16 protein-coding genes, 5 tRNA genes and 1 rRNA gene are annotated in these 22,649 nt (G+C 45.9%); 9 read left to right on the plus strand and 13 right to left on the minus strand.

All coding sequences use genetic code 11. The features are described 5' to 3' along the window. Positions 1-74 precede the first annotated feature (74 nt). Positions 75-2,396 (plus strand): acid phosphatase, encoded by a 2,322-nt coding sequence (locus F7Y48_RS14310; protein WP_316684843.1) that lies wholly within the window; start codon positions 75-77, stop codon positions 2,394-2,396. Continuing rightward, entirely contained in the window at positions 2,386-2,529 is a 144-nt protein-coding gene (locus F7Y48_RS14315; RefSeq protein ID WP_012841245.1) for a hypothetical protein, read from the plus strand. The genes F7Y48_RS14310 and F7Y48_RS14315 overlap by 11 nt, the downstream gene beginning before the upstream one ends. Before the next feature lie 75 nt (positions 2,530-2,604). Here the strand turns inward: F7Y48_RS14315 and F7Y48_RS14320 are convergent, their stop codons facing one another. The 5 genes from F7Y48_RS14320 to F7Y48_RS14340 form a co-directional block, all read right to left on the minus strand. Continuing rightward, the gene (locus tag F7Y48_RS14320) at positions 2,605-3,618 is read right to left on the minus strand and encodes an SPOR domain-containing protein (RefSeq protein ID WP_316684844.1); all 1,014 of its coding nucleotides are present in this window, start codon (positions 3,616-3,618) and stop codon (positions 2,605-2,607) included. 157 nt (positions 3,619-3,775) lie between these two features. After that, the gene (locus tag F7Y48_RS14325) at positions 3,776-4,732 is read right to left on the minus strand and encodes an ABC transporter permease (protein ID WP_005394358.1); all 957 of its coding nucleotides are present in this window, start codon (positions 4,730-4,732) and stop codon (positions 3,776-3,778) included. A gap of 2 nt (positions 4,733-4,734) precedes the next feature. Next, positions 4,735-5,712: an ABC transporter permease gene (locus F7Y48_RS14330; protein WP_031780394.1), complete on the minus strand. Its 978-nt coding sequence runs from the start codon at positions 5,710-5,712 to the stop codon at positions 4,735-4,737. Positions 5,713-5,858: 146 nt separating this feature from the next. After that, on the minus strand, positions 5,859-7,412 hold the full coding sequence (locus F7Y48_RS14335; RefSeq protein ID WP_046874194.1) for an ABC transporter substrate-binding protein: 1,554 nt from the start codon (positions 7,410-7,412) through the stop codon (positions 5,859-5,861). A gap of 92 nt (positions 7,413-7,504) precedes the next feature. Further along, positions 7,505-9,220 (minus strand): dipeptide ABC transporter ATP-binding protein, encoded by a 1,716-nt coding sequence (locus F7Y48_RS14340; RefSeq protein ID WP_005379108.1) that lies wholly within the window; start codon positions 9,218-9,220, stop codon positions 7,505-7,507. A 662-nt stretch (positions 9,221-9,882) separates the two neighbouring features. Here F7Y48_RS14340 and F7Y48_RS14345 point away from each other — a divergent pair. Continuing rightward, complete coding sequence (locus F7Y48_RS14345; RefSeq protein WP_005394354.1) at positions 9,883-10,608, plus strand: HAD family hydrolase; 726 nt, start codon at positions 9,883-9,885, stop codon at positions 10,606-10,608. Between the two features lie 340 nt (positions 10,609-10,948). Here F7Y48_RS14345 and F7Y48_RS14350 read toward each other — a convergent pair. From F7Y48_RS14350 to F7Y48_RS14370, 5 genes are all read right to left on the minus strand, one after another. Further along, positions 10,949-11,025, minus strand: a tRNA-Pro gene (locus F7Y48_RS14350). Positions 11,026-11,049: 24 nt separating this feature from the next. Further along, positions 11,050-11,125, minus strand: a tRNA-His gene (locus tag F7Y48_RS14355). Positions 11,126-11,171: 46 nt separating this feature from the next. Further along, positions 11,172-11,248 (minus strand) — tRNA-Pro (locus tag F7Y48_RS14360). Positions 11,249-11,317: 69 nt separating this feature from the next. Beyond that, a tRNA-His gene (locus F7Y48_RS14365) sits at positions 11,318-11,393 on the minus strand. A gap of 34 nt (positions 11,394-11,427) precedes the next feature. Further along, positions 11,428-11,504 (minus strand) — tRNA-Arg (locus F7Y48_RS14370). A 335-nt stretch (positions 11,505-11,839) separates the two neighbouring features. On the opposite strand from F7Y48_RS14370, the gene F7Y48_RS14375 reads away from it, so the two are divergent. Further along, the gene (locus F7Y48_RS14375) at positions 11,840-12,253 is read left to right on the plus strand and encodes a c-type cytochrome (protein WP_012841248.1); all 414 of its coding nucleotides are present in this window, start codon (positions 11,840-11,842) and stop codon (positions 12,251-12,253) included. A 73-nt stretch (positions 12,254-12,326) separates the two neighbouring features. Here the strand turns inward: F7Y48_RS14375 and rep are convergent, their stop codons facing one another. Continuing rightward, positions 12,327-14,342 (minus strand): DNA helicase Rep, encoded by a 2,016-nt coding sequence (gene rep, locus F7Y48_RS14380; protein WP_109168649.1) that lies wholly within the window; start codon positions 14,340-14,342, stop codon positions 12,327-12,329. 168 nt (positions 14,343-14,510) lie between these two features. Here rep and F7Y48_RS14385 point away from each other — a divergent pair, with 168 nt between their 5' ends. The 4 genes from F7Y48_RS14385 to ubiK all read left to right on the plus strand — a co-directional run bounded on the left by F7Y48_RS14385 (position 14,511) and on the right by ubiK (position 19,732). Beyond that, the gene (locus F7Y48_RS14385) at positions 14,511-15,092 is read left to right on the plus strand and encodes a TetR/AcrR family transcriptional regulator (protein ID WP_005398171.1); all 582 of its coding nucleotides are present in this window, start codon (positions 14,511-14,513) and stop codon (positions 15,090-15,092) included. A gap of 18 nt (positions 15,093-15,110) precedes the next feature. Then, positions 15,111-16,214: an efflux RND transporter periplasmic adaptor subunit gene (locus F7Y48_RS14390; protein WP_012841250.1), complete on the plus strand. Its 1,104-nt coding sequence runs from the start codon at positions 15,111-15,113 to the stop codon at positions 16,212-16,214. A gap of 12 nt (positions 16,215-16,226) precedes the next feature. Next, positions 16,227-19,349 (plus strand): multidrug efflux RND transporter permease subunit VmeD, encoded by a 3,123-nt coding sequence (gene vmeD, locus F7Y48_RS14395; RefSeq protein WP_258507211.1) that lies wholly within the window; start codon positions 16,227-16,229, stop codon positions 19,347-19,349. 131 nt (positions 19,350-19,480) lie between these two features. Then, entirely contained in the window at positions 19,481-19,732 is a 252-nt protein-coding gene (ubiK, locus tag F7Y48_RS14400) for a ubiquinone biosynthesis accessory factor UbiK (RefSeq protein ID WP_005398178.1), read from the plus strand. 185 nt (positions 19,733-19,917) lie between these two features. Here ubiK and ilvC read toward each other — a convergent pair whose 3' ends face one another. Beyond that, positions 19,918-21,402: a ketol-acid reductoisomerase gene (gene ilvC, locus F7Y48_RS14405; RefSeq protein WP_258507213.1), complete on the minus strand. Its 1,485-nt coding sequence runs from the start codon at positions 21,400-21,402 to the stop codon at positions 19,918-19,920. A 143-nt stretch (positions 21,403-21,545) separates the two neighbouring features. Here ilvC and ilvY point away from each other — a divergent pair, with 143 nt between their 5' ends. Next, the gene (gene ilvY, locus F7Y48_RS14410) at positions 21,546-22,436 is read left to right on the plus strand and encodes an HTH-type transcriptional activator IlvY (RefSeq protein WP_258507215.1); all 891 of its coding nucleotides are present in this window, start codon (positions 21,546-21,548) and stop codon (positions 22,434-22,436) included. Between the two features lie 95 nt (positions 22,437-22,531). Here ilvY and rrf read toward each other — a convergent pair. Continuing rightward, positions 22,532-22,648: ribosomal RNA gene (gene rrf, locus F7Y48_RS14415) — 5S ribosomal RNA — on the minus strand. Position 22,649: the final 1 nt, after the last annotated feature.

Raw genomic sequence — 22,649 nt, forward strand, 5'->3', positions numbered from 1 at the left:
CTAGTGAGATTGAAAGATAAAAACAATAAAAAAGCGACTTTCTCATTCGGAAACGAAACAAGGACAAATGAATAATGAATAAGGTGAGTTTATTAGCAGCGTCAGTGGCTATCGCTCTTACTGGCTGTGGCGGTTCAGATGGTGGTTCAAACAGTGCTAACAACGGTGTTGTGATCACAGGCTTTGACGGCTACTTCAAACATGCAGTTGTTTTTGAAGATACGAACAACAACGGCCAATGGGACACTCAAGAAACATTCCTTGGTCTGACCGATGAGAAAGGTCAGCTTAAATTGGATGCAAAACCAGAAAGCACTCTAGCGCTGCAGACCATTACACCAAACGGTGCAAAGCAGAAACAGCTTATCGCTTTGGATGCTAAAGAGTACGCTGGCAAATACACGGTTGATATGGATCATCCAGGCCAAGCCATGGCCCACGAAATCGTGTTCCGTGCACCAACATCGTCAAACGTGATTTCACCTATCACAGACCTTGTTGCGATTGAAATGGCAAAAGATCCATCCATTAGTGAAGAAGACGCAAAAGCCAAGGTAAACCAAGCGCTAGGAGGCTCAGAAGAAGCACCAATTGATCTGTACAGTGATTTTGTTGAAGGTGCGACAAAAAACGCCGAACTACATAAAACCGCTCAGATTCTGACCGACTCAAAAGCGCAAAACCCAGCTAACTACGAGAAAAAGGCCACTGAATTTGCTCAAGCGGCAAACCAAGAAGTCGATCGTCTTATCGCATCCGGCGAAAACATCAATGATGCAAGCCTACGCCCAATCATCACTGACGCGACCCCAAATAGCGACAACTTAGCACCTGAAACGGCAATCAATAACAAGCTAACCGTAAACGAAACCGTCGAAGAGGCTGCTAAAGATAAGCTTGGCAAATTACCAAAAATCGTACAAGGCGCAGGCTTTGATGGCGTTGAATTAAACATCGAAGGTCTTTTCACAGACAAAGACCAAAACCTTGTGACAACCAAACTGACGCACAACTTAGCAGGCACAGGCATTGAAGTTGCACAAACTGGCAACCTGATTGTTCTATATCCGACTGCTATCGTAGAAAAAGCTGGTGATTTTGAGATAGTCCTAACGGCGCAAGACATTGATTCTTCAGGTAAGGTTTTGGGTACGGTAAGCACCGTATTTAAGTTCGAAATCGAATCGGCAAACTTACCACCAATGGTTGTAGAAACAGAACAAGCGCATCTACAGTCCATCGTTGATGGTTGGTACCTACAACAAGGTGAAGTATTTGAACAAACGCTCGATATTTCTAGCTTGTTCCAAGATAAAGACGGTCATATCACCGACTACTCAGCGGACTATGTGGACATTGAAGGTCTAACAGTATCTGAGGATGGTAATGCGATTGTCACCATTAAAGGCACACCGACAAAAGCGAGCGAAGCTGGTGCAGCACTTGCGATTAGCGCAACAGATGGCCATACCGCGGTACAGATTGCGCTTAGCATGCCAACGGTTATCGAAGGCGTAACGCCACCACCAGTAGTACCGAATTTGGGCTTCACTCACGAGCACTTCAACGGTCAAGAGTGGAAAATGGGTAGCTTTGCACAAAAAGACGGTGAAATTGGCTATGCCATGTTGATGCAAGACTCTGAAGGCCTACTATTCTGCTGGGGCTCAAACCATGATGAGATGAATCAAGAGTACAAAGCGAGCATCAGCGACTTCCTAGAAAACACATGGGAACACGATGCCTACGCTATTCTTGCCGCTCTGGACCAACAAACTGGTTACGCGGAATACCACAGTAAAGACTGTGAAGACGTCGAGCTGAAAGACGGCAAGCTATACAACAGCTATGGCGAAGAGTATGAAATGCTGTACCAGCACACAACCGAGCATAACGGCACTCAGATGATCGTTAAAATCTCAGATGATGAGCTGTTCTGGATGGATTCAAGCAACACACCATTCGCAGAATCACTTTCGGTTGCAGAACACATCAAACACGGCACGGTAGAGCATGACTTGATGGTAGAAAGTAAAGGCTCGGGCGACGACAAAGTCCTGAAATACTCGTCAGGTACGTACGAGTACAACGCTGATACTTACAACTACACGTCGTTCATGCCAACAGGATTCCAAACTCCAGGTAATTGGGAAATCCAGAGTGATGAAGGCCGTGAGCTGCTGATTCTAAAAGAAACAGGCTCAGAGTCAGATTACAAAACTCGTCATCGTTACATCAACCGTGATTTTGGTGACTTCTACATCGGTATTCGTTGGAGTAAAGAGCAAAACGGTCATGAATCCGCGCCGGAATATGGTCTGTACTCTCACAACAAAGAAGCCATGACGAGCATCGCGAGTTCGCTCCCGATTTTGGAGCCTGGCGATGATGACTAAAGCAACCATCGTTAACCCTTGCTGTGATAGCGTGCATTTGCGTAGAAGACGCAGAACGCTTTGGGAACGCTTGGTCGGCATCAAAGAAGTGTATATCTGCTCTAACTGTCACAAAGAAACGCCACTCAAATAGCGATAATATTTGAGACCGCAAAAAAGCCCCGAACTCGGGGCTTTCTTCTATCTTTTGACCGCAATATTTGAGTCGTTATTTCACGCACACTACGTTCAATAATGAGGTTCCGGTGAGCTGGTTTGGCTCACGATCTGCGAACAAACCTTTCTTATCTTTGCCCCAATACGGCAGTTGCAGTGGCCATTGATTTTTTTCCATCACACCAGACGCCCTCAACACTTTGAATTCTGCAGGGCTGGCTAAGCTCATACCCAGTTGCTGACATACTTTTTGCGAGTTTTCGTAGTTGAGACGATTCCACGGCTTGCCGTATTCCATGTAAAACTGATTGTGGTGGTCGAGTAAGTACGGCACCACGTACGTTTTGCCTTGTAAGGAGGTTCTCAACCGAACTTCAATGTCATCATTCCCGCTCACAACTGGCTTCGCTTTGGTCTTAGCAACAGGCTTGGAAGAAGAATTATCACGTGTATTTTTTGCCTTGGTCTTTGACTTCTCTGCCGGCGCTGTAAAGGCGTCGGTATCAGCTCGCACGGCAGGAACTGGCGCGGATTTCGGGGTCACCGTCGGTGTTGGCTTAACCGAAGATGCGGCTGATTTCGACGGCACTGCGGGTTTAGATGGTGTCGTAGACTGTTTATTCTCTTTTCCAACCACGCGGATGAAAGCTTCTTTGTAATTCGACAAGGTTTTGACTCCTCGCAAATCCCCCCTCGCATCAGACAGATCTTTGTAAGGCCCAATCAAACAGCGATAACCTTGGGACTCCGGCTTCATCCACACGTCGGTCGTAATCTTGCTGTAAAGCGGCTTTGCTTTCGCGAGTGACATTGGCTTTGGTAGTAATCCGCATTGAATCCAGTAGAGGTAGTTGCCTCCTTGCGGCACTTTCTTTCCCCATACTCCGTTACCAATTGGGCACGTTTTCTCAAGCATCGGCAGTTCTTTCTCGCTGGCTTGAGTAGCTTGGCAAAGGAACTCCTCCGCCGATACTGGGCTAGAAAACTGGGCGCATACCAGCAACAAGCCGAAAGCTAGGCTTGCTTGGAAGATACGAGATGGGTGTTGTGCCTTCTTCATTTCCATACACTTCACTCTAAATTAGTGGGTAAGGTCATTATGGCGGCAAAGCGCCAAAAAAATGTGAACAAAGAATAACTAGCAAAAAAAGAGCCGGAATTTGCATCCGGCTCTCAGTTTAGGAAGGAATTAAGCGAATTTACAACGCTTGGCGGGAAAATTCTTAACCTTTGTACAGTTTCGGGTTGAATACATCTCGTAACCAGTCACCCAATAAGTTGATAACCAGAACCAGTGTAACCAACACGATGCCTGGGAAGGCAGTAATCCACCACGCACCTGAGAAGATGTAGTTAAAGCCGATGCTGATCAGCGCACCTAGTGACGGCTGATCAACAGGAAGACCCAAACCTAGGAATGACAGTGCCGCTTCCGACATGATCGCATTCGCTACCTGTACCGTCGAGATAACCAAGATTGGTGATAGACAGTTTGGCAAAATATGGCGGAACATGATGCGTGGCGCTTTAAAGCCCATCACGCGTGCCGCTTCTACGTATTCTTTCTTCTTCTCTGCCAGTACCGATGCACGAATGGTACGTGCGTATTGCGGCCATTCAGCCACACCGATGATCACCACCAGCATCACCACCGCGTATTGGCTGTAAAAATCGCTGCCAAAGCTGGCTTTGAAAATGGCCGATACGATGATCGCCACCATCATGGTTGAGAACGATAGTTGAACATCCGCAAAGCGCATCAAGAAGCTATCGATACGACCACCGAAGTAACCCGCCGACAAACCAATGATGATACCCAGAATCAACTGAAGACCGACGGCTAAAAAGCCGATCGTCAAAGACAAACGAGAACCGTAAAGAATGGTCGATAAAATATCACGGCCTTGCTCATCAGTACCAAGAACAAAACGCTCATCGCCCTCTTCCATCCAAGACGGTGGTAGCTCTGAATCCATGATGTCGATAGACGTCAGATCATACGGGTCAGTCGGAGCTAGAATTGGCGCAGCTAATGCCAACACTAAGAACATCATAAAGACCGTAAAACTTGCCATCGCCACTTTGTCGCGCTTGAAGTAATACAAGAAGTCCGACTCTTTAAAACGCTGCCATGCAGATGGAGCGGCTTCAGGAGCTGGTGTTACATTTGATTGGCTCATGATTAAGCTCCTTTTCCAGTTAAGTTCACAGTTGGGTTGATGATGCCGTACAGCAAATCAACGATGGTATTGGTTACCACGAAAATCAGACCAACAAAGATAACGTAAGCTGTGATCAACGGTGTATCGACACGGTTGATTGCCTCTAGGAAAAGAAAGCCTGTACCCGGCCACTGGAATACGGTTTCGGTTAGGATGGTGTAAGCCACCATGGTACCAATCTGCACGCCACCTACCGTCAATACTGGCAGCATGGTGTTCTTAAGTGCATGTTGGTAATAAATCTTTTGTAAGTTCAGACCTTTTGCTTTGGCGAACTTAATGTATTCCGAGCTCAGTACTTCCAGCATTTCTGAACGTACCAGACGGATGAACAACGGCAGCATGATAGACGCTAGCGCAATACACGGTAGGATAAGGTGCTTAATACCATCGATGGTAAAGAAGCCAGATTCCCAACCGAGCACGTTAGCGGTTTCACCTCGCCCGTAGGAAGGCAGCCAGCCGAGTTCGATGGAGAAGACGTACATCAGCATGATTGCGGTTAGGAACACCGGAATCGAGATGCCGACACTACTCATCGCCATAACAAATTTGGTAAAGACACTCTTCGGGTGAATCGCGGAATACACCCCGAGTGGTATAGAGAAAACGATAATAATGAGCGTCGCGCCAAACACGAGCTCTAATGTTGCCACCAGCTTATCGAGGATCACCTCAACCGCAGGTCGCTTGAAAAAGTATGATGTACCCAAATCACCTTGCAGTGCATTACCCACAAAGCGCGTGTACTTTGTGATAAAGGGATCGTTCAGGCCCAATTCGTCGCGTAGCGCTTGGCGCTCCGATTCCGAAACCGACTGACCTACAAGCTCACGCAGCGGATCACCCAGGTTGTCCTGAATGGCAAACGCCACCAAACTGATCACAAACATCACTATCAGTGCCTGAAACAGGCGCTTGACCAGAAACGAAAACATTCCTTGCCCCTTAACTATCCATAGATCTCTAAACTTAGAGAGAAAATTCAGTCTGTAAAACTGGCTCAATCCGACTGAAATAAAACCGAGCCAAGTGTCGAAAACAGAGAAGGACTGGCGCCCCTCTCTGTCATGACAAAGTATGATTACTCGACAACTAGGTCGCCAAAGTAAGGCATTACCATTGGGTTCACGATGTCTGCGGCTTTCACGTTAGACTTCGCGCCCCACGCTTCACTTTGCCAGTGTAGCGGTACGAATGCGGCATCGTTGTATAGCGTCGCTTCGACACCTTTCAGCATTGCTGCACGTTTCGCAGGGTCCGTCTCTACGTTTGCAGCTTCAACCACTTTGTCCATTTCTGGGTTTGAGTAGTGACCACAGTTGTACTGACCACGACCGGTTTCTTCGTTACGAGTCATAGTTAGGAACTCGTTGAAGTTTGCCGAGTCCTCTGTATCCGAGTGCCAACCGATCATCAGCATGTCTGCCGCACACTTATCAAACTCAGGCCAGTATTGCGCTTTAGGCATGGTTTTCAGATCAACCTTGATGCCAATCTTAGACAACATTGCCGCCGCCGCTTGCGCTACTTTCGCATCGTTTACGTAGCGGTTGTTTGGCGCAATCATAGTTAGAGTAAGGCCGTCTTCGTAACCCGCTTCTTTCATCAGTTGTTTTGCTTTCTTCAGATCGTAGCGAGGTACTAGCTTGTCATCGTGACCAACGTAGCCAGTTGGACTCTGCTGACCAGCTGCTGTCGCGAAGCCTTTCATGATTTTCTTCACGATGCCTTCGTTGTTGATTGCGTGAACAATCGCTTGGCGAACGCGAACGTCTTTCAGTGCTTCGTTGCTGTTTTGGTTTAGTTGGAACGTGATGATACGAGTACCTGGTAGCGTGACTAGGTCGATGCCGTCTGCGTCTTTCACACGTTTGTGATCGTTAGGTGCTACTGGGTGAATCATGTCAACGCCGCCAGAAAGTAGCGCAGCTACACGAGTCGCATCTTCTTTGATTGGAACAAGTGTTAGCTTATCAACGTTACCTTTCGACTCTTTGTCCCAGTAATCTTTAAAGCGTTCAAATTCCACTTTTACGCCCTGCTCACGTGATGTCACGATGAACGGACCCGTGCCAGAAACGTTAGTCGATGCGAATGAGTTACCGTGCTTCACTAGTTCAGACTTGTCTTTGCCGTCTGCGGTTTTACCCGTGTAGAACTTGCTGTCCATAGGGAAAATGTACGTTGCAGTTTGCAGCACAAGTGGGTAAGGACCTTTGGTTACAAGATCGAACGTGTTGTCGTCCACTTTGACGATTTTCTCGTACGGGTCGAAAATGTTTTTAAAATCAGGAGAACTTTGTAGACGCTCAAACGTCCATACAACGTCGTCAGCCGTTAGGGTATTACCAGAATGGAATTTCACACCTTCACGCAATTTAAAACGAACGGTAGTGTCGTTAATGCGCTCCCAGCTCTCTGCTAGACGAGGTTCGAAATCCATTTTTTGAGTAAAGCGAACTAACGGATCAAATACCATGTGTGACATTTGCAGTGTGCCACCTGATAGCTGCTCATGTGGGTCAAGCGATACTGGGTCAGCTGCGTAGCCAACTTTGATATCTGCTGCCAGTGCATTAAAGCTTAGGCCCGCCGCCATTAGCGCCACTGCTAATTTGCTTTTCATGGTTTTCATTTGCATAACTCCTTCATGCGGGGATACGGATCCCTTGTTGTTGTGTTTGCGTCTTTGTTATGACTAAAGGTTAGCCAAGCGAGGTGCTTGGTTTATGCCGTCTCGATCTCTTCTCGCAAGCCTGTAAATTCAGGCATCAGAGAAATCAATTTTTTGCTGTATTCGTGTTGGGGTGCCGTAAATAACTGTTCTGTTGGTGCCACTTCTAAAAGTGTACCCATTTGCATCACACCTACTCGGTCACACATCTGGCGAATAACAGGTAAATCGTGGCTGATAAACAACATAGTCAAGTTCAGCTCACTTTGCAGATCTTTCAGCAAGTTTAGAATTTGTGCCTGTACCGATACGTCCAGTGCCGATGTCGGTTCATCACAAATCAAAAGTCGAGGACGAGTCGCCAACGCACGCGCAATAGAAATACGCTGACGCTGACCACCGGAGAATTCATGAGGGTACTTAAGCCCAGCCATGCGACCCAAACCAACATGATCGAGAAGGTCATTCACGATTTGGCGAGTTTCCGACTCGTTTTTCGTCAGTTTATGAAAACGGATTGGCTCAGCAATAATATCGAATACCTTCATACGAGGGTTCATTGAGGTATACGGGTTTTGGAACACCATCTGCATTTGACGACGCATTGGGCGGCGTTCTTTCTCAGAGGTTAAAGCTGTCAGGTCAATACCCTCAAACTTCACCTGACCAGAGTTAGGTTGGTATAAACCAGCAATAACTCGCGCAATGGTTGATTTACCAGAGCCAGACTCACCCACCAAACCAAAGGTTTCGCCTTCATGCACTTCAAAGCTCACATTATTGGATGCCTGCACGTATTCGCGACGGCTTTCAAATAAAGAGTCTTTGGTGACAAAGCGCAGATTAACGTTCTTCACGTCCAAAAGCGGGCCTGTGTACTCGCGCTCATCCTGGCTTTGTCCTAGCCAGTGATTCTTAATGTCGAGAGGCTCCATTTCTGCCGCTTCTTCGATGTAGCTGACCAAAGGGAAGCGATCTAGCTTTCTGTCTGAACGTGGAACGGCTGAAATTAGGCTGCGAGTATAGGAGTGATCAGGGTCGCCCAACACTTTGGCTGTTGGCCCAAACTCCACCAAGTCACCACGATACATTACCGCGACGCGGTCGGTGACGTTGGAGACTACACCCATATCGTGAGTAACCAGCATACAGCCGACATTGTTCTTGATACACAATTCTCGGATCAAGTTGAGGATTTGGTCTTGGATTGATACGTCCAGTGCCGTGGTTGGCTCATCGGCAATGATCAGATCTGGCTCACCAGCCAAAGCAATCGCAATGACGACACGCTGACGCATACCACCAGAGAATTGGTGTGGGTATTGTTTTAAGCGGTTTTCTGGCTGCGGGATGCCAACTTGCTGCATCAGAGAAAGCGCACGCTGATACGCCTCTTCATCAGAGACTTTCATGTTGGCGTGGATCGTCTCTTTCAGCTGCTGCTCAACCGTAAAAAGTGGGTTAAGTGAGGTCATTGGATCTTGGAAAATAAAACCAATCTTCGATCCGCGAACCTTACGCATCGCTTCTGGTGATAAACCAGAAATTTTTTCTCCATCCAAGAAAACATCGCCGCTAGCAACGCGACCTGGAGGGCTAAGCAAATCAATAACGGCGTTACCAACGGTGGATTTACCCGCACCTGATTCGCCAACAACACCCACGATTTCACCACGTTCAATATGAAAAGAAAGTGACTTCACGGCAGCGTGAACGCCGTGTCGGGATGGGTATTCAATACGAAGGTTTTTCACTTCTAATAGTGACATTTCAGACCTCTACTGCCTTGTCTGTGGTATCGAATCGCGCCAAAGGCACCATTCATCACCTGAATGAATCCGTTCAAATTCAGAATAATACTCTGAAATCTTAATGCGGAAACAATTTGGCAAAAATCACACAAAAAAGCAACAATTAAAGTATATTCCGCCGAGAAAACATTAAATAAACGCACAATGAGCGAATAAAAATGCATTAACAAGTATTTAACCATTTTCATATCACACTATTTTTGTGCGCCATGCACCGATAAAACTAGAAAAATGCTCTAAAAATAAGCACGAGCCAACCAGGACCATTAACCATACTATTCATGTGCAATTATTAACATTTAACAAACAATATCGTATGCGAAAAGCAATTTTTCAACATAAAAAACTATTAATAAAATAGTCGGCAAATATAAAAAGCCAAACTTAGAAAGAGAAAGGATAGGCTAAAACGTGAACACAACAGCAAAACCACACAAATCCTCTGTCGACGACGATTATGCGCCGCTTAAGCGGTTTGTTGACTAAACAAAAGAAAGTGCGGTTACCATCAATCTCCCATTGTAGGTGAAACACGTCGGTTTTAACCCTTTACGGAACAATTCAGAGTGGGATAATAGATAATCAATGTTAGAGCCAAGCTGTAAATGAAAGGAGCCCCTGTGCTTAAAGCGATTTTTTTTGATATGGACGAGACTTTATGTGCGACGTCACAAGCAGATAAAGTTGCAGGACAAAAGTTTACGACTTGGATTCATAAGACCTACCCGCAAGTTACCGAACCACAAGCTTTTTTACAGCGCTACTTACAGGGTGTGTACAAGAAGCTGAATGCGGAATTCCCTCACCTTGTGGCTCTGCTACCTGATGAAAACGCGTTCCGTTGTGGCCTGATCCAAAATATATTGGCGGAGCACGGAGTCAGCATTAATGCCGAAGAGGCTCAACAAGCTCAAGACTACTTTGACTCTGCACGTATGGGTGCGTTCACTTTCTTCCCTGGTGTAAAAGAAATGCTCAGCGACCTTCGTCAGCATTATAAACTCGTCGTGATCACTAACGGCCCGATTTTTTCTCAACACCCTAAACTCAGCGCGACACAGATGAGCGACTGGGTGGACCATATTATTGTGGGGGGAGAAGAGCCTGAAGAGAAGCCCGCTGCGAGCATTTTCCAAAAAGCGCTCGACTTGGTCGAAGTAAAACCAGAAGAAGCCCTACACATTGGCGACTCTTTACCAGCAGATATAGCAGGCGCTAACAATATGGGCATTTTGAGTGTGTGGGTAAATGCGACAGGCGCAAGTAACTCAACAGATATAACGCCAAATTTTGAAATCCAAGAAACGGTAGAGCTGAGAGAAATCCTTAAAACACTCGCCCAATAAAAGTAGTGGATTAGAAAAACACAAAACCCCAGACGTCGTTCTGGGGTTTATTTTGTCAGCTCGAAAAGCATTTGGCTCATTGGTGGTCAAAAGCCCCTAGAGCTGTACACTTTTGGTGAAATTGAAATCGAATGCAGATTCTTTTAAGAGGATAGATGCAAAAGAGCCCCAGTCTTTCGACTGTGGCTCTAAATAGCGGTCGGTGAAGAGCCGAATTCTAACTTCAGGCAAACCCCATCTGGGTTCAAATCCTTTGAAATACTGTCGACTAATAGTCGTCCAAGCGAGATCATAAACTCTAAAACGACGAAAGCCTGCTAAAAAGCAGGCTTTCTAATAGTGGTCGGTGAAGAGGGATTCGAACCCCCGACCCTCTGGTCCCAAACCAGATGCGCTACCAAACTGCGCTATTCACCGAGCATATATTCTTTAAATAAAGAATGGGGTGGCTAACGAGACTTGAACTCGCGACAACCGGAATCACAATCCGGGGCTCTACCAACTGAGCTATAGCCACCATCAAATTGTCATGTTTACCGCTATCGCAGCCATAAACTAAATAGTGGTCGGTGAAGAGGGATTCGAACCCCCGACCCTCTGGTCCCAAACCAGATGCGCTACCAAACTGCGCTATTCACCGACGATGTTTTATCTTGATTTAATCAAGATTGGGAGCAATGCTACCGCATTCAATCTAAAAAAGAAAGAATGGGGTGGCTAACGAGACTTGAACTCGCGACAACCGGAATCACAATCCGGGGCTCTACCAACTGAGCTATAGCCACCACTGATTTTTTACCGATGTATCCTCCGAGGCAATGGTACGCCCGAAAGGATTCGAACCTTCGACCTTTGGCTCCGGAGGCCAACGCTCTATCCAACTGAGCTACGGGCGCATGCCCTATCGGCGGAGTGGAATAATACGGATATCACACTATGCCGTCTAGTACTTTTTTTACTTTTTTTATCGTTTGGTCTCTTTTTCGACAGTTATCTTCCTTTAAACTGAATTTTTGATGTGATTCACGCCCTGTCATGGATAACTTGTTGTTTATTGCAACAAGTTATCGGGATATAATCACCCATTATTTACATTGATTTAACAGCTGCAACCAGGTTGTCTAATCATTCTATGCCATTCAGTGGAATTTAGTGATTTCTCTGCTCGGCATTAATACTCTAACTATATAAATAGGTAAGTCACTTACCTCGGGAATGTGAAGTGGGTTTAATGGATATGTCTCGACAAATGATTAGCGTTTTGTTCGCTGCCTTAACGTTTTCTACGGCAGCTTTAGCTTCTGACATCAGCCAAACTGAATACGATGCGATCGCAGAACGCATCCAACCTGTCGGTGATGTTTATCTAGCGGGTTCTGAGCCAGTGAAAGAAGAACCAACCGGTCCACGTGATGGCGCCACAGTTTATGGTACTTTTTGTATTGCTTGTCACGCATCTGGTGTAAACGGCGCACCTAAAACAGGTAATGCCGATGACTGGGCACCGCGTATTGCACAAGGCAAAGAGACGTTAGTGAAGCACGCGTTAGAAGGCTTCAATGCGATGCCTGCCAAAGGAACCTGTATGGACTGTTCTGACGATGAAATCATCGCAGCAATCGACCACATGATTGAAGGTCTATAAGTAAAGACATCAACGAAAAAGGCTTGCCAACTGGCAAGCCTTTTTGTTTTTAGTCAGTGAACACAAGGATACTCTACTTCTTAAACATTGCTCGAATATTGGCAATGTGTGCCTGACCTTTCGCCATACGCTCTTCTGCTGATACTGGCTTTTTATTGGCTTCCCATTCAACGTCATCAAATGGCAACTCATCCAAAAAGCGGCTTTGAGTCGGTTTGATCAACTCGCCGAACTGTCGACGCTCTTTGCACATAGTGAAAGTCAGTTCACGCTGCGCACGGGTAATGCCAACATACATCAGACGACGCTCTTCTTCGACGTTGTCTTCATCAATACTGGTTTGGTGCGGTAAAATACCTTCTTCAGACCCAATTAAGTATACATATGGGAACTCAAGGCCTTTTGATGCATGCAGCGTCATCAGTTGTACTGCATCGCTGTCTTCATCTTCTTCGCCACGTTCCATCATGTCACGCAAGGTCAAACGCTGAACGACTTCTTTTAACGTTTTCTCTTCTTGATCGTAGTTGTCACCTTCTAGATCCGCCACTATCCAGGAGTAAAGATCAGAAACGTTCTTCATTCGCATTTCAGCGGCTTTCGGGCTTGCTGAAGTTTCGTATAGCCAATCTTCATAATGGATATCGCGAACTAGCGAACGAACCGCTTCGACTGTGTCACCACGCTCAGCTTGGTCAGCAATCGCCACTAACCATTGGGTGAAACGACGTAAGTTTTCCAGGCCGCGTCCCGTTAAGTGCTGTTCGAGCCCCATTTCAAAACTCGACTCAAACAGGCTCTTCCCACGCATATTGGCATAACTGCCTAGCTTTTCTAACGTTACTGGGCCAATTTCACGTCGTGGTGTATTCACAATACGTAAGAATGCATTGTCGTCATCTGGATTAACCAAAACACGCAAATACGCCATGATGTCTTTAATTTCTGCTCGTGCAAAAAACGAGGTGCCACCAGAAATTTTATAAGGCACACGGTTTTGCATCAGAGACTTTTCAATTAAGCGCGATTGGTGGTTGCCACGGTACAAAATTGCGTAATCACGATAGTCGGTTCGATTCAAGAATTTGTGTGCAATCAACTCCCCCGTGACACGCTCAGCCTCATGCTCTTCATTTTTAGCCAACAACACTTTGAGTTTTTCACCGTCAGGAATTTCTGAAAATAAGGACTTCTCATAGACGTGAGGGTTGTTGGCTATCAAAATGTTGGCCGCACGCAGGATTCGACTTGTAGAGCGGTAGTTTTGCTCCAACTTAATCAATCGCAAATTCGGGTAATCTTCACCCAGCAAGACTAGGTTCTGAGGCTTCGCACCACGCCATGAATAAATGGACTGGTCATCATCTCCTACGACCGTCAATCGCCCACGTTCACCGACGATTAATTTCACCAACTCATATTGACTCGTGTTGGTATCTTGGTACTCATCAACCAGTAGATAACGGATGCGGTTCTGCCAACGTTGACGAACGTCTTCATGATTGCGCAAAAGTAAAACGGGCATCAAAATTAGGTCATCAAAATCGAGCGCGTTATAGGCTTTCATTTGCTTTTGGTACATATCAAAGCAGAACGCAAACAATTGCTGCTGCTCACCTTGCGCACGCGCTTTGGCTTGCTCTGGCGTCAACATGTCGTTTTTCCAATTGGAAATACAACTCAGAAGCTGACGTAGCAGATCTTTATCACCATCAAGCTGCTTTTCGGTAAGTTCCTTGAGTAGCGCCAGTTGGTCTTGGTCATCAAACAGTGAAAAGCCCGCTTTCAACCCTAAATGCTTGTATTCGCGTTTGATGATGTTTAATCCCAAGGTGTGGAACGTTGATACCATCAAACCTTTAGACTCGGCTTTCCCCAACGTTTGGCCGACACGTTCTTTCATCTCACGCGCCGCTTTGTTGGTAAACGTCACCGCTGCAATATTACGCGCTTTGTAGCCACATTGCTGAACCAGATAAGCGATTTTATTGGTAATAACACGAGTTTTGCCCGAGCCAGCACCAGCTAGCACTAAGCATGGACCAGACACGTATTTCACGGCTTCATCTTGACTAGGGTTCAGCTTCATAGAAATTCTCTGCGGGTGATAAATGTGGCGCCTATGATAAAGGGGTGGCCTCGTGAAAGCTACGCTGATTTCTTGTAATTTTCATACCAACAAGCGCAACATTCTGTTGCATAAAAGGCGGGTATTTGAGCTATAATGAATGAACGTTCATTCACTGGTGGTAGGATTATGAAGGATAACCCTGCTGTAGATAAGCGAGAACAAATCTTAGTCGCTGCAGAGCAACTCATTGCTGAATCGGGCTTTCAAGGGCTTTCCATGCAAAAGCTCGCCAATGAAGCTGGTGTCGCAGCAGGAACGATTTATCGTTATTTCTCAGATAAAGAACATCTTTTGGAGGAGTTACGCCTTAACGTAGCAAAGCGCGTCGCTACGGCTGTGCAACTGGGCGTGAGTGAAGAGATGCCTTTAAAACAGCGATATCGAACCATGTGGCTCAATATTTGGAATCTAGCGAGCTCGAATTTAAATGCGCTCAGCAATCGAGTTCAATATGAGTCTCTACCCTGTTCAAATAGTAGCAAAGCTCGGGAACTTGAAAGACAAATGTTTGCCCAAGTAGATCTTCTTTTTAATCAGGGGAAAGAAGAGGGCGTATTCAAGCCTCTCGATAACGAAGTGCTTTCTGGATTGAGTTTTGAGGCAAGTGTTGCACTTGCTAGGAAACACGCTTTGGGATTTTATCAACTGGATAAGGCGGCATTAGAAGCTGCTATTGAAGCCAGTTGGGATGCCATTATTAAACACTAACTTGGAGTTCTTAATAGAATGAAAAAGTGGATTTTGATGCTATCAATTGTTTTATTGCTTTTTGGTAGTGTTGTGACATACAGACTAATTGATATCAAAGACAAAATGGAACAGTTTGCCAATCGCCCTGAACCAGCATTCCCAGTAACCGTAACTGAAGTACAAGCGGTTGATTGGGTTCCTGCTATAGAGGCAATTGGCTTTATTGAACCAAACCAAGGGGTTACCGTTGCTAATGAAACTAGCGGTGTTATCGACAAAATCGCATTTGATTCCGGTACTCAAGTCAAAGCAGGGCAGCCATTAGTACTGCTTGACTCTGACGTTGAGAAAGCGAATTTAAAGAGCTCGCAAGCCAAGTTGCCAGCAGCAGAAGCGAAATACAAACGCTACCAAGGGCTATTTAAAAAAGGCTCTATTTCTAAAGAAGCGTATGACGAAGCAGAAGCGAACTACTTCTCCTTAAAAGCGGACATTGAAAGCTTGAAAGCGACCATCGACCGACGCGAAATCAAAGCGCCATTTGATGGTGTGGTAGGTATTCGTAACGTGTACCTAGGTCAGTACCTACAAGCGGGTACTGATATTGTTCGCCTGGAAGACACCAGCGTGATGCGCTTACGCTTTACCGTGCCGCAAACCGATATTTCACGTATCAACATCGACCAAGAAGTGGATATCTTCGTGGATGCCTACCCAGAACAGCCTTTCAAAGGTTCAATTTCTGCGATTGAGCCTGCGGTTAACGTACAAAGTGGCTTGATTCAGGTTCAAGCAGATATCCCTAACAGTGATGGCAAACTGCGTAGTGGTATGTTCGCACGTGCAAACATCATTCTGCCTAAATTAGAAAATCAGGTCACTCTGCCTCAAACTGCGATCACGTTTACGCTATACGGCGACAATGTTTACATCGTAACGGAAGAAGATGGCGAGAAACGCGTTAAGCAGCATGTGGTAAAAGTTGGCGAACGCTCTAAAGATATCGCACACATTCTAGAAGGCGTGAAGCCAGGTGATGTAGTGGTGACATCGGGTCAAGTCCGTTTAAGTAACCACGCAAAAGTAAGCATTGTCGAAAGCGATGCAACTACCCCACCTGCTGAAACACCAATGCTTTAAGTTGGAGGCATCATGCGCTTTACAGATGTTTTTATAAAACGTCCAGTTTTAGCGGTATCGATCAGTTTTTTGATTGCATTGCTTGGTTTGCAAGCCGTGTTCAAAATGCAAGTTCGTGAATACCCTGAAATGACGAATACAGTGGTCACCGTGACCACCAGTTACTACGGTGCAAGTGCCAACTTGATCCAGGGCTTTATTACTCAGCCATTGGAGCAAGCGGTGGCGCAAGCCGATAATATTGATTATATGACCTCGCAATCGGTGTTAGGTAAATCAACCATTACTGTCAACATGAAGTTGAATACCGACCCAAACGCGGCATTGGCTGACATCTTAGCGAAAACTAACTCGGTACGTTCCCAGCTTCCAAAAGAAGCCGAAGACCCGACCGTAACGATGTCGACCGGTTCTACTACCGCGGTATTGTATATTGGTTTTACCAGTGACGAGTTGTCTTCCAGCCAGATCACCGACTACCTTGAGCGTGTAATCAACCCACAGCTATTCACTGTAAATGGTGTATCAAAAGTCGACCTTTACGGTGGTATGAAATACGCGCTGCGCGTATGGCTAGATCCAGCCAAAATGGGCGCATTAAAGCTGACTGCAACGGATGTGATGAGCGTTCTTAACGCCAACAACTACCAATCTGCGACGGGTCAAGCGACGGGTGAGTTCGTGCTTTATAACGGTAGCGCGGATACTCAGGTATCAAACGTTGCTGAACTTGAAGCGTTGGTCGTAAAAACGGGTGAAGGGGACGTTATTCGCTTAGGTGATATCGCGAAGGTAACACTTGAGAAGAGTCACGACGTTTACCGTGCAAGTGCAAACGGCCAAGAAGCCGTGGTTGCTGCAATCAACGCCGCGCCAAGTGCCAACCCAATCAACATCGCTGCTGATGTGCTTGAATTATTACCTCAACTTGAGCGCAACTTACCAAGTAACATCAAAATGAACGTGATGTACGACTCTACCATTGCGATCAACGAGTCAATTCACGAAGTAGTGAAAACGATTCTTGAAGCGGCAATTATCGTACTTGTAGTGATTACACTGTTCCTAGGTTCGTTCCGTGCGGTCATCATTCCTATCGTCACTATTCCACTCTCTTTGATTGGTGTGGCGATGGTTATGCAGGCAATGGGCTTCTCTTGGAACTTAATGACACTACTAGCGATGGTACTTGCCATCGGCCTGGTGGTGGATGACGCGATCGTGGTGCTAGAAAACGTGGACCGTCATATCAAAGAAGGCGAGTCACCATTCCGTGCAGCAATCATTGGTACGCGCGAAATTGCTGTGCCAGTTATTGCGATGACATTAACGCTAGGTGCGGTATACGCACCAATCGCGTTGATGGGCGGTATTACGGGCTCGTTGTTCAAAGAGTTCGCTTTAACGCTAGCAGGTTCGGTATTTGTGTCCGGTATCATCGCTTTAACGCTATCACCTATGATGTGTTCAAAGATGCTGAAGGCGAACGAAAAGCCGAGCAAGTTTGAGCAAAAAGTTCACCATATCCTTGATGGCATGACTAATCGCTACGCAAATATGTTAAAAGCAGTAATGGCGAGCCGACCAGTGGTGATCGTATTTGCCATTATTGTATTTGCAAGCCTACCTGTTTTATTCAAGTTTATTCCTAGTGAACTAGCTCCTTCTGAAGATAAAGGTGTTGTTGTGCTCATAGGGACCGCACCATCGAATTCGAATTTGGACTACATCCAAAACACCATGGATGATGTGAATAAGATTCTCTCTGATCAACCAGAAGTAGAATACGCTCAGGTATTTAACGGTGTACCGGATTCTAATCAAGCGTTTGGTTTAGCTACACTCAAACCATGGGGCGAACGAGAAGCGAGCCAAGCAGAAATCAAACAGCGTGTTGGTGGGCTTGTTTCGAGCATTCCGGGAATGTCTATTGCTGCCTACGAAATGCCGGAGCTACCAGGTGCTGGTTCAGGCCTTCCTGTACAGTTCGTAATTACAACACCAAACAACTTTGAAAGTTTGTTTACCGTTGCAAATGACATTCTGTCAGAAGTAGCAAGCAGTCCAATGTTTGTCTATTCCGATCTGGATCTGAAATATGATTCTGCAACGATGAAGATCAAGATCGATAAAGACAAAGCGGGTGCCTACGGTGTGACCATGCAAGATATTGGTATCACTCTCAGCACCATGATGGCTGATGGTTACGTTAACCGTATCGACCTTAACGGCCGCTCATATGAAGTGATTCCTCAAGTTGAACGTAAATGGCGTCTAAACCCAGAGTCGATGAAGAACTACTATGTACGCTCTGTAGATGGTAAAGCGGTTCCATTAGGTAGTCTGATTACCATCGATGTGGTGGCCGAGCCTCGCTCTTTGCCACACTTCAACCAGTTAAACTCAGCGACTGTAGGTGCAGTTACTGGCCCTGGTGTCTCGATGGGAGATGCAGTTAATTGGTTTGAAGACATCGCACAAACCAAACTGCCTGCTGGCTATAACCACGATTACATGGGCGAATCTCGTCAGTTTGTAACGGAAGGTAGTGCCTTGTATGCAACCTTTGGTCTTGCACTTGCGATCATCTTCCTCGTTCTGGCGATTCAATTTGAATCACTCCGCGACCCTATTGTCATCATGGTATCTGTACCGCTAGCAATATGTGGTGCCTTGATCGCGTTGGCGTGGGGTACGGCCTCGATGAACATCTACTCGCAGGTTGGTTTGATCACGCTGGTCGGCCTGATCACCAAGCATGGTATCTTGATCTGTGAAGTAGCCAAAGAAGAGCAGTTACATAATAAACTGTCTCGTATTGATGCGGTGATGGAGGCTGCGAAAGTGCGTCTTCGCCCTATCCTAATGACAACCGCAGCGATGATCGCAGGTCTGATCCCACTGATGTACGCTACCGGTGCAGGTGCCGCGCAACGTTTCAGTATCGGTATCGTCATCGTTGCTGGCCTTGCAATCGGTACATTGTTCACACTATTCGTACTACCTGTGATTTACAGCTACTTAGCTGAAAAACACAAACCACTGCCAGTATTTGTTGAAGACAAAGACTTGGAGAAGTTAGCACGAGTTGATGAAGCGAAAGCAGCACACCGTGAATTAGCGGATAACAGATAAGCTTTTAAGGCATTCAAAAAGGTCACTTCGGTGACCTTTTTTATTGCCGCTCTCTTTTTTGCCATCTAAATGGCGACTTTCACGTATCATTTACTTAAAATGAGGGCAAATCAAAAGGAGTTTTAGCCACTATGTTTGACCCAAAGAAATTAGAGCAAATTGCTAAACAGATTCACGACTCAATGCCTCAACCTGTAAAAGAGTTGGGCTCTGATGTTGATCAGAAGGTTCGCCAAGTAATCCAAGGCCAACTGAATAAGCTAGATGTAGTAAGCCGCGAAGAGTTTGATGTTCAAACTCAAGTTTTACTGCGCACGCGTCAAAAACTGACAGAAATGGAACAGAAATTGGCGGAGCTTGAAGAGAAGCTTGCAGAAAAATAGGTGTTAAAACGCTCCTCACAAAGGAGCGTTTTTCTTATCGGCGCGCAGATAAATCGGCTAAAAACAAAAAGGCTTGGTCAACGGCGACCAAGCCTTTTGATTAGATGTTGTGTTTTATTTTGTATTTACCACTCCAGTCTGCCTGGAGTTCATTTAATATTTTCTCCGCTTTGCAGCAAAGAAAATTAGCCACCAACCGCGATGCGCTTCATATCTGTCATATAACCACGTAGTTCTTCACCGATGTATTCTACAGGGTGGTTGCGGATTGTTTCATTCACAGCGATAAGAGTCGCGTTATCCACTTGGTTAGACGTTTCACCTAGACCTTTACCAATGACGTCTGTACTAACAGAAGGCATGAATTTTTCACGCAGTAGCGGCGTTGCTACATTAGCAAATAGGTAGTTACCATATTCAGCCGTATCAGAGATAACCACGTTCATCTCGTATAAACGCTTACGTGCGATAGTGTTTGCGATAAGTGGCAGCTCGTGTAGAGACTCGTAGTAAGCAGACTCATCGATGATGCCAGATGCCGTCATTGCTTCGAATGCTAGCTCAACACCCGCACGAACCATAGCAACCATCAGGATACCGTTATCGAAGTACTCTTGCTCAGAGATTTCTGCGTCAGTTTCTGGGTAGTTTTCGAAAGCAGTTTCACCCGTTTCTGCACGCCAGCCTAGTAGGTTCGCATCGTCGTTTGCCCAGTCAGCCATCATAGTGCTAGAGAAGTGACCTGTGATAATGTCATCCATGTGCTTGTTGTATAGCGGACGCATCAGCTCTTTTAGCTCTTCAGAAAGTTCAAATGCTTTCACTTTTGCAGGGTTCGTTAGGCGATCCATCATGTGAGTGATACCACCAAACTTCAGTGCTTCAGTGATGGTTTCCCAACCGTATTGAAGAAGCTTGCCTGCGTAGCCAGGATCGATACCATCAGCAATCATCTTCTCGTAACATACGATAGAGCCAGCCTGCAACATGCCACAAAGGATAGTTTGCTCACCCATTAGGTCAGATTTCACCTCAGCAACAAAAGAAGACTCTAGACAGCCTGCACGGTGACCACCTGTTGCTGCAGCCCAAGCTTTCGCGATATCCCAACCTTCACCTTTTGGGTCGTTCTCTGGGTGAACAGCGATAAGAGTTGGAACACCGAAACCACGCTTGTACTCTTCACGAACTTCAGTGCCCGGGCACTTAGGTGCAACCATTACTACTGTTAGGTCTTTACGGATTTGCATGCCCTCTTCAACAACGTTGAAGCCGTGTGAGTAACCTAGCGCTGCGCCTTCTTTCATTAGCGGCATTACCGTCTCAACAACGTTTGTGTGCTGCTTATCAGGAGTAAGGTTTACTACTAAGTCAGCTTGTGGAATTAGCGTTTCGTAGCTGCCTACCTCAAAACCGTTGTCTTTTGCGTTTTTGAATGACTGGCGTTGCTCATCAATCGCTGCTTGGCGAAGCGCATAAGCAACGTCTAGACCAGAGTCACGCATATTCAGACCTTGGTTAAGACCTTGAGCACCACAACCTACTATGACCACTTTCTTGCCTTTTAAGTAATCCGCTTCTGAAGCAAATTCGCTACGGTCCATAAAGCGACAACGACCTAATTGGTCCAACTGCTCGCGCAAGTTTAAGGTATTGAAATAATTAGCCATCTGGGTGCTCCTTTAAGATTCTTCCATTGAGGTCGGTAATTGCCTTACCGAATAACTTCATACTAAAACAGACATTAAATTGCTTAAAGTGATATATTCACAATTAGTTATTGCAATTTGTGCAACATGGAAATGAAGATTTAATGAATATCAAAAGCCTGCAACTTTTTATTCATCTGTGTGAGAGTAAAAGTTTCGCTAAGACCGCAGCAGCGATGCATGTGAGTCCTTCAGCCTTGAGCAGACAAGTACAAAAGCTAGAGGAAGAAACTGGCCAACAATTATTTTTGCGGGACAATCGCAGTGTTGATTTAACGAGCCAAGGCAAAAAACTGGTTCCTGTCGCCTTAAAAATTCTTGGCGAATGGCAGCAGTACCAAAGTCACCTAAAGGGAGCAGAGGACGAGTTGAAAGGAGAAATCCGTCTCTTTTGTTCGGTTACTGCAAGCTACAGCCACCTGCCAGAGTTAATCTCTGATTTTCGTCTGCAGCATCCTTTTATCGAATTTAAGCTATCAACCGGCGACCCGGCTCAAGCGATCGACAAAATTCTAGCAGATGAAGCCGATATTGCCATCTCAGCCAAATCTGAGCAGATGCCAAGCAAAATCGCATTTGAAACGATCAGTGAAATACCGCTTTCTGTCATCGCTCCTGTCGGCGTGAGTTCATTTGCGGAGGAGCTACAAAAAGAAAGACCAAACTGGTTAGTCATTCCATTCATTCTCCCAGAAGCAGGGACAGCAAGAGATAGAGCCAATACTTGGCTCAAACAAATGAAAATAAAGCCGAATATCTACGCGCAAACGTCAGGGCATGAAGCCATCGTAAGTATGGTTGCACTAGGATGCGGTGTAGGTATAGCACCTGATGTCGTGATCAACAATAGCCCGGTGAGAGAGAAGATAAATCGCTTAAAAGTGTTGCCAATTAAGCCTTTTGAACTTGGTGTCTGCTGCAACAAAAATCAGTTAGAGAATCCATTAGTGAAGGCTTTTTGGAAAGTGGCAGAGAGTAAATACATTACACCTTAACGATAGATGTTTTGAGTTCTGAGTGCTTAGGTAATTTTCAAAACCCAGAAACGCAAAAAAGCCCACTCTTTCGAGTGGGCTTTTTCAAATTTAAAGCCTGGCGATGTCCTACTCTCACATGGGGAAGCCCCACACTACCATCGGCGCTATTTCGTTTCACTTCTGAGTTCGGCATGGAAATCAGGTGGGTCCAAAACGCTATGGTCGCCAAGC

The organism is Vibrio sp. 2-1-2a (assembly GCF_032648565.1).
Lineage (GTDB): Bacteria > Pseudomonadota > Gammaproteobacteria > Enterobacterales > Vibrionaceae > Vibrio > Vibrio diabolicus.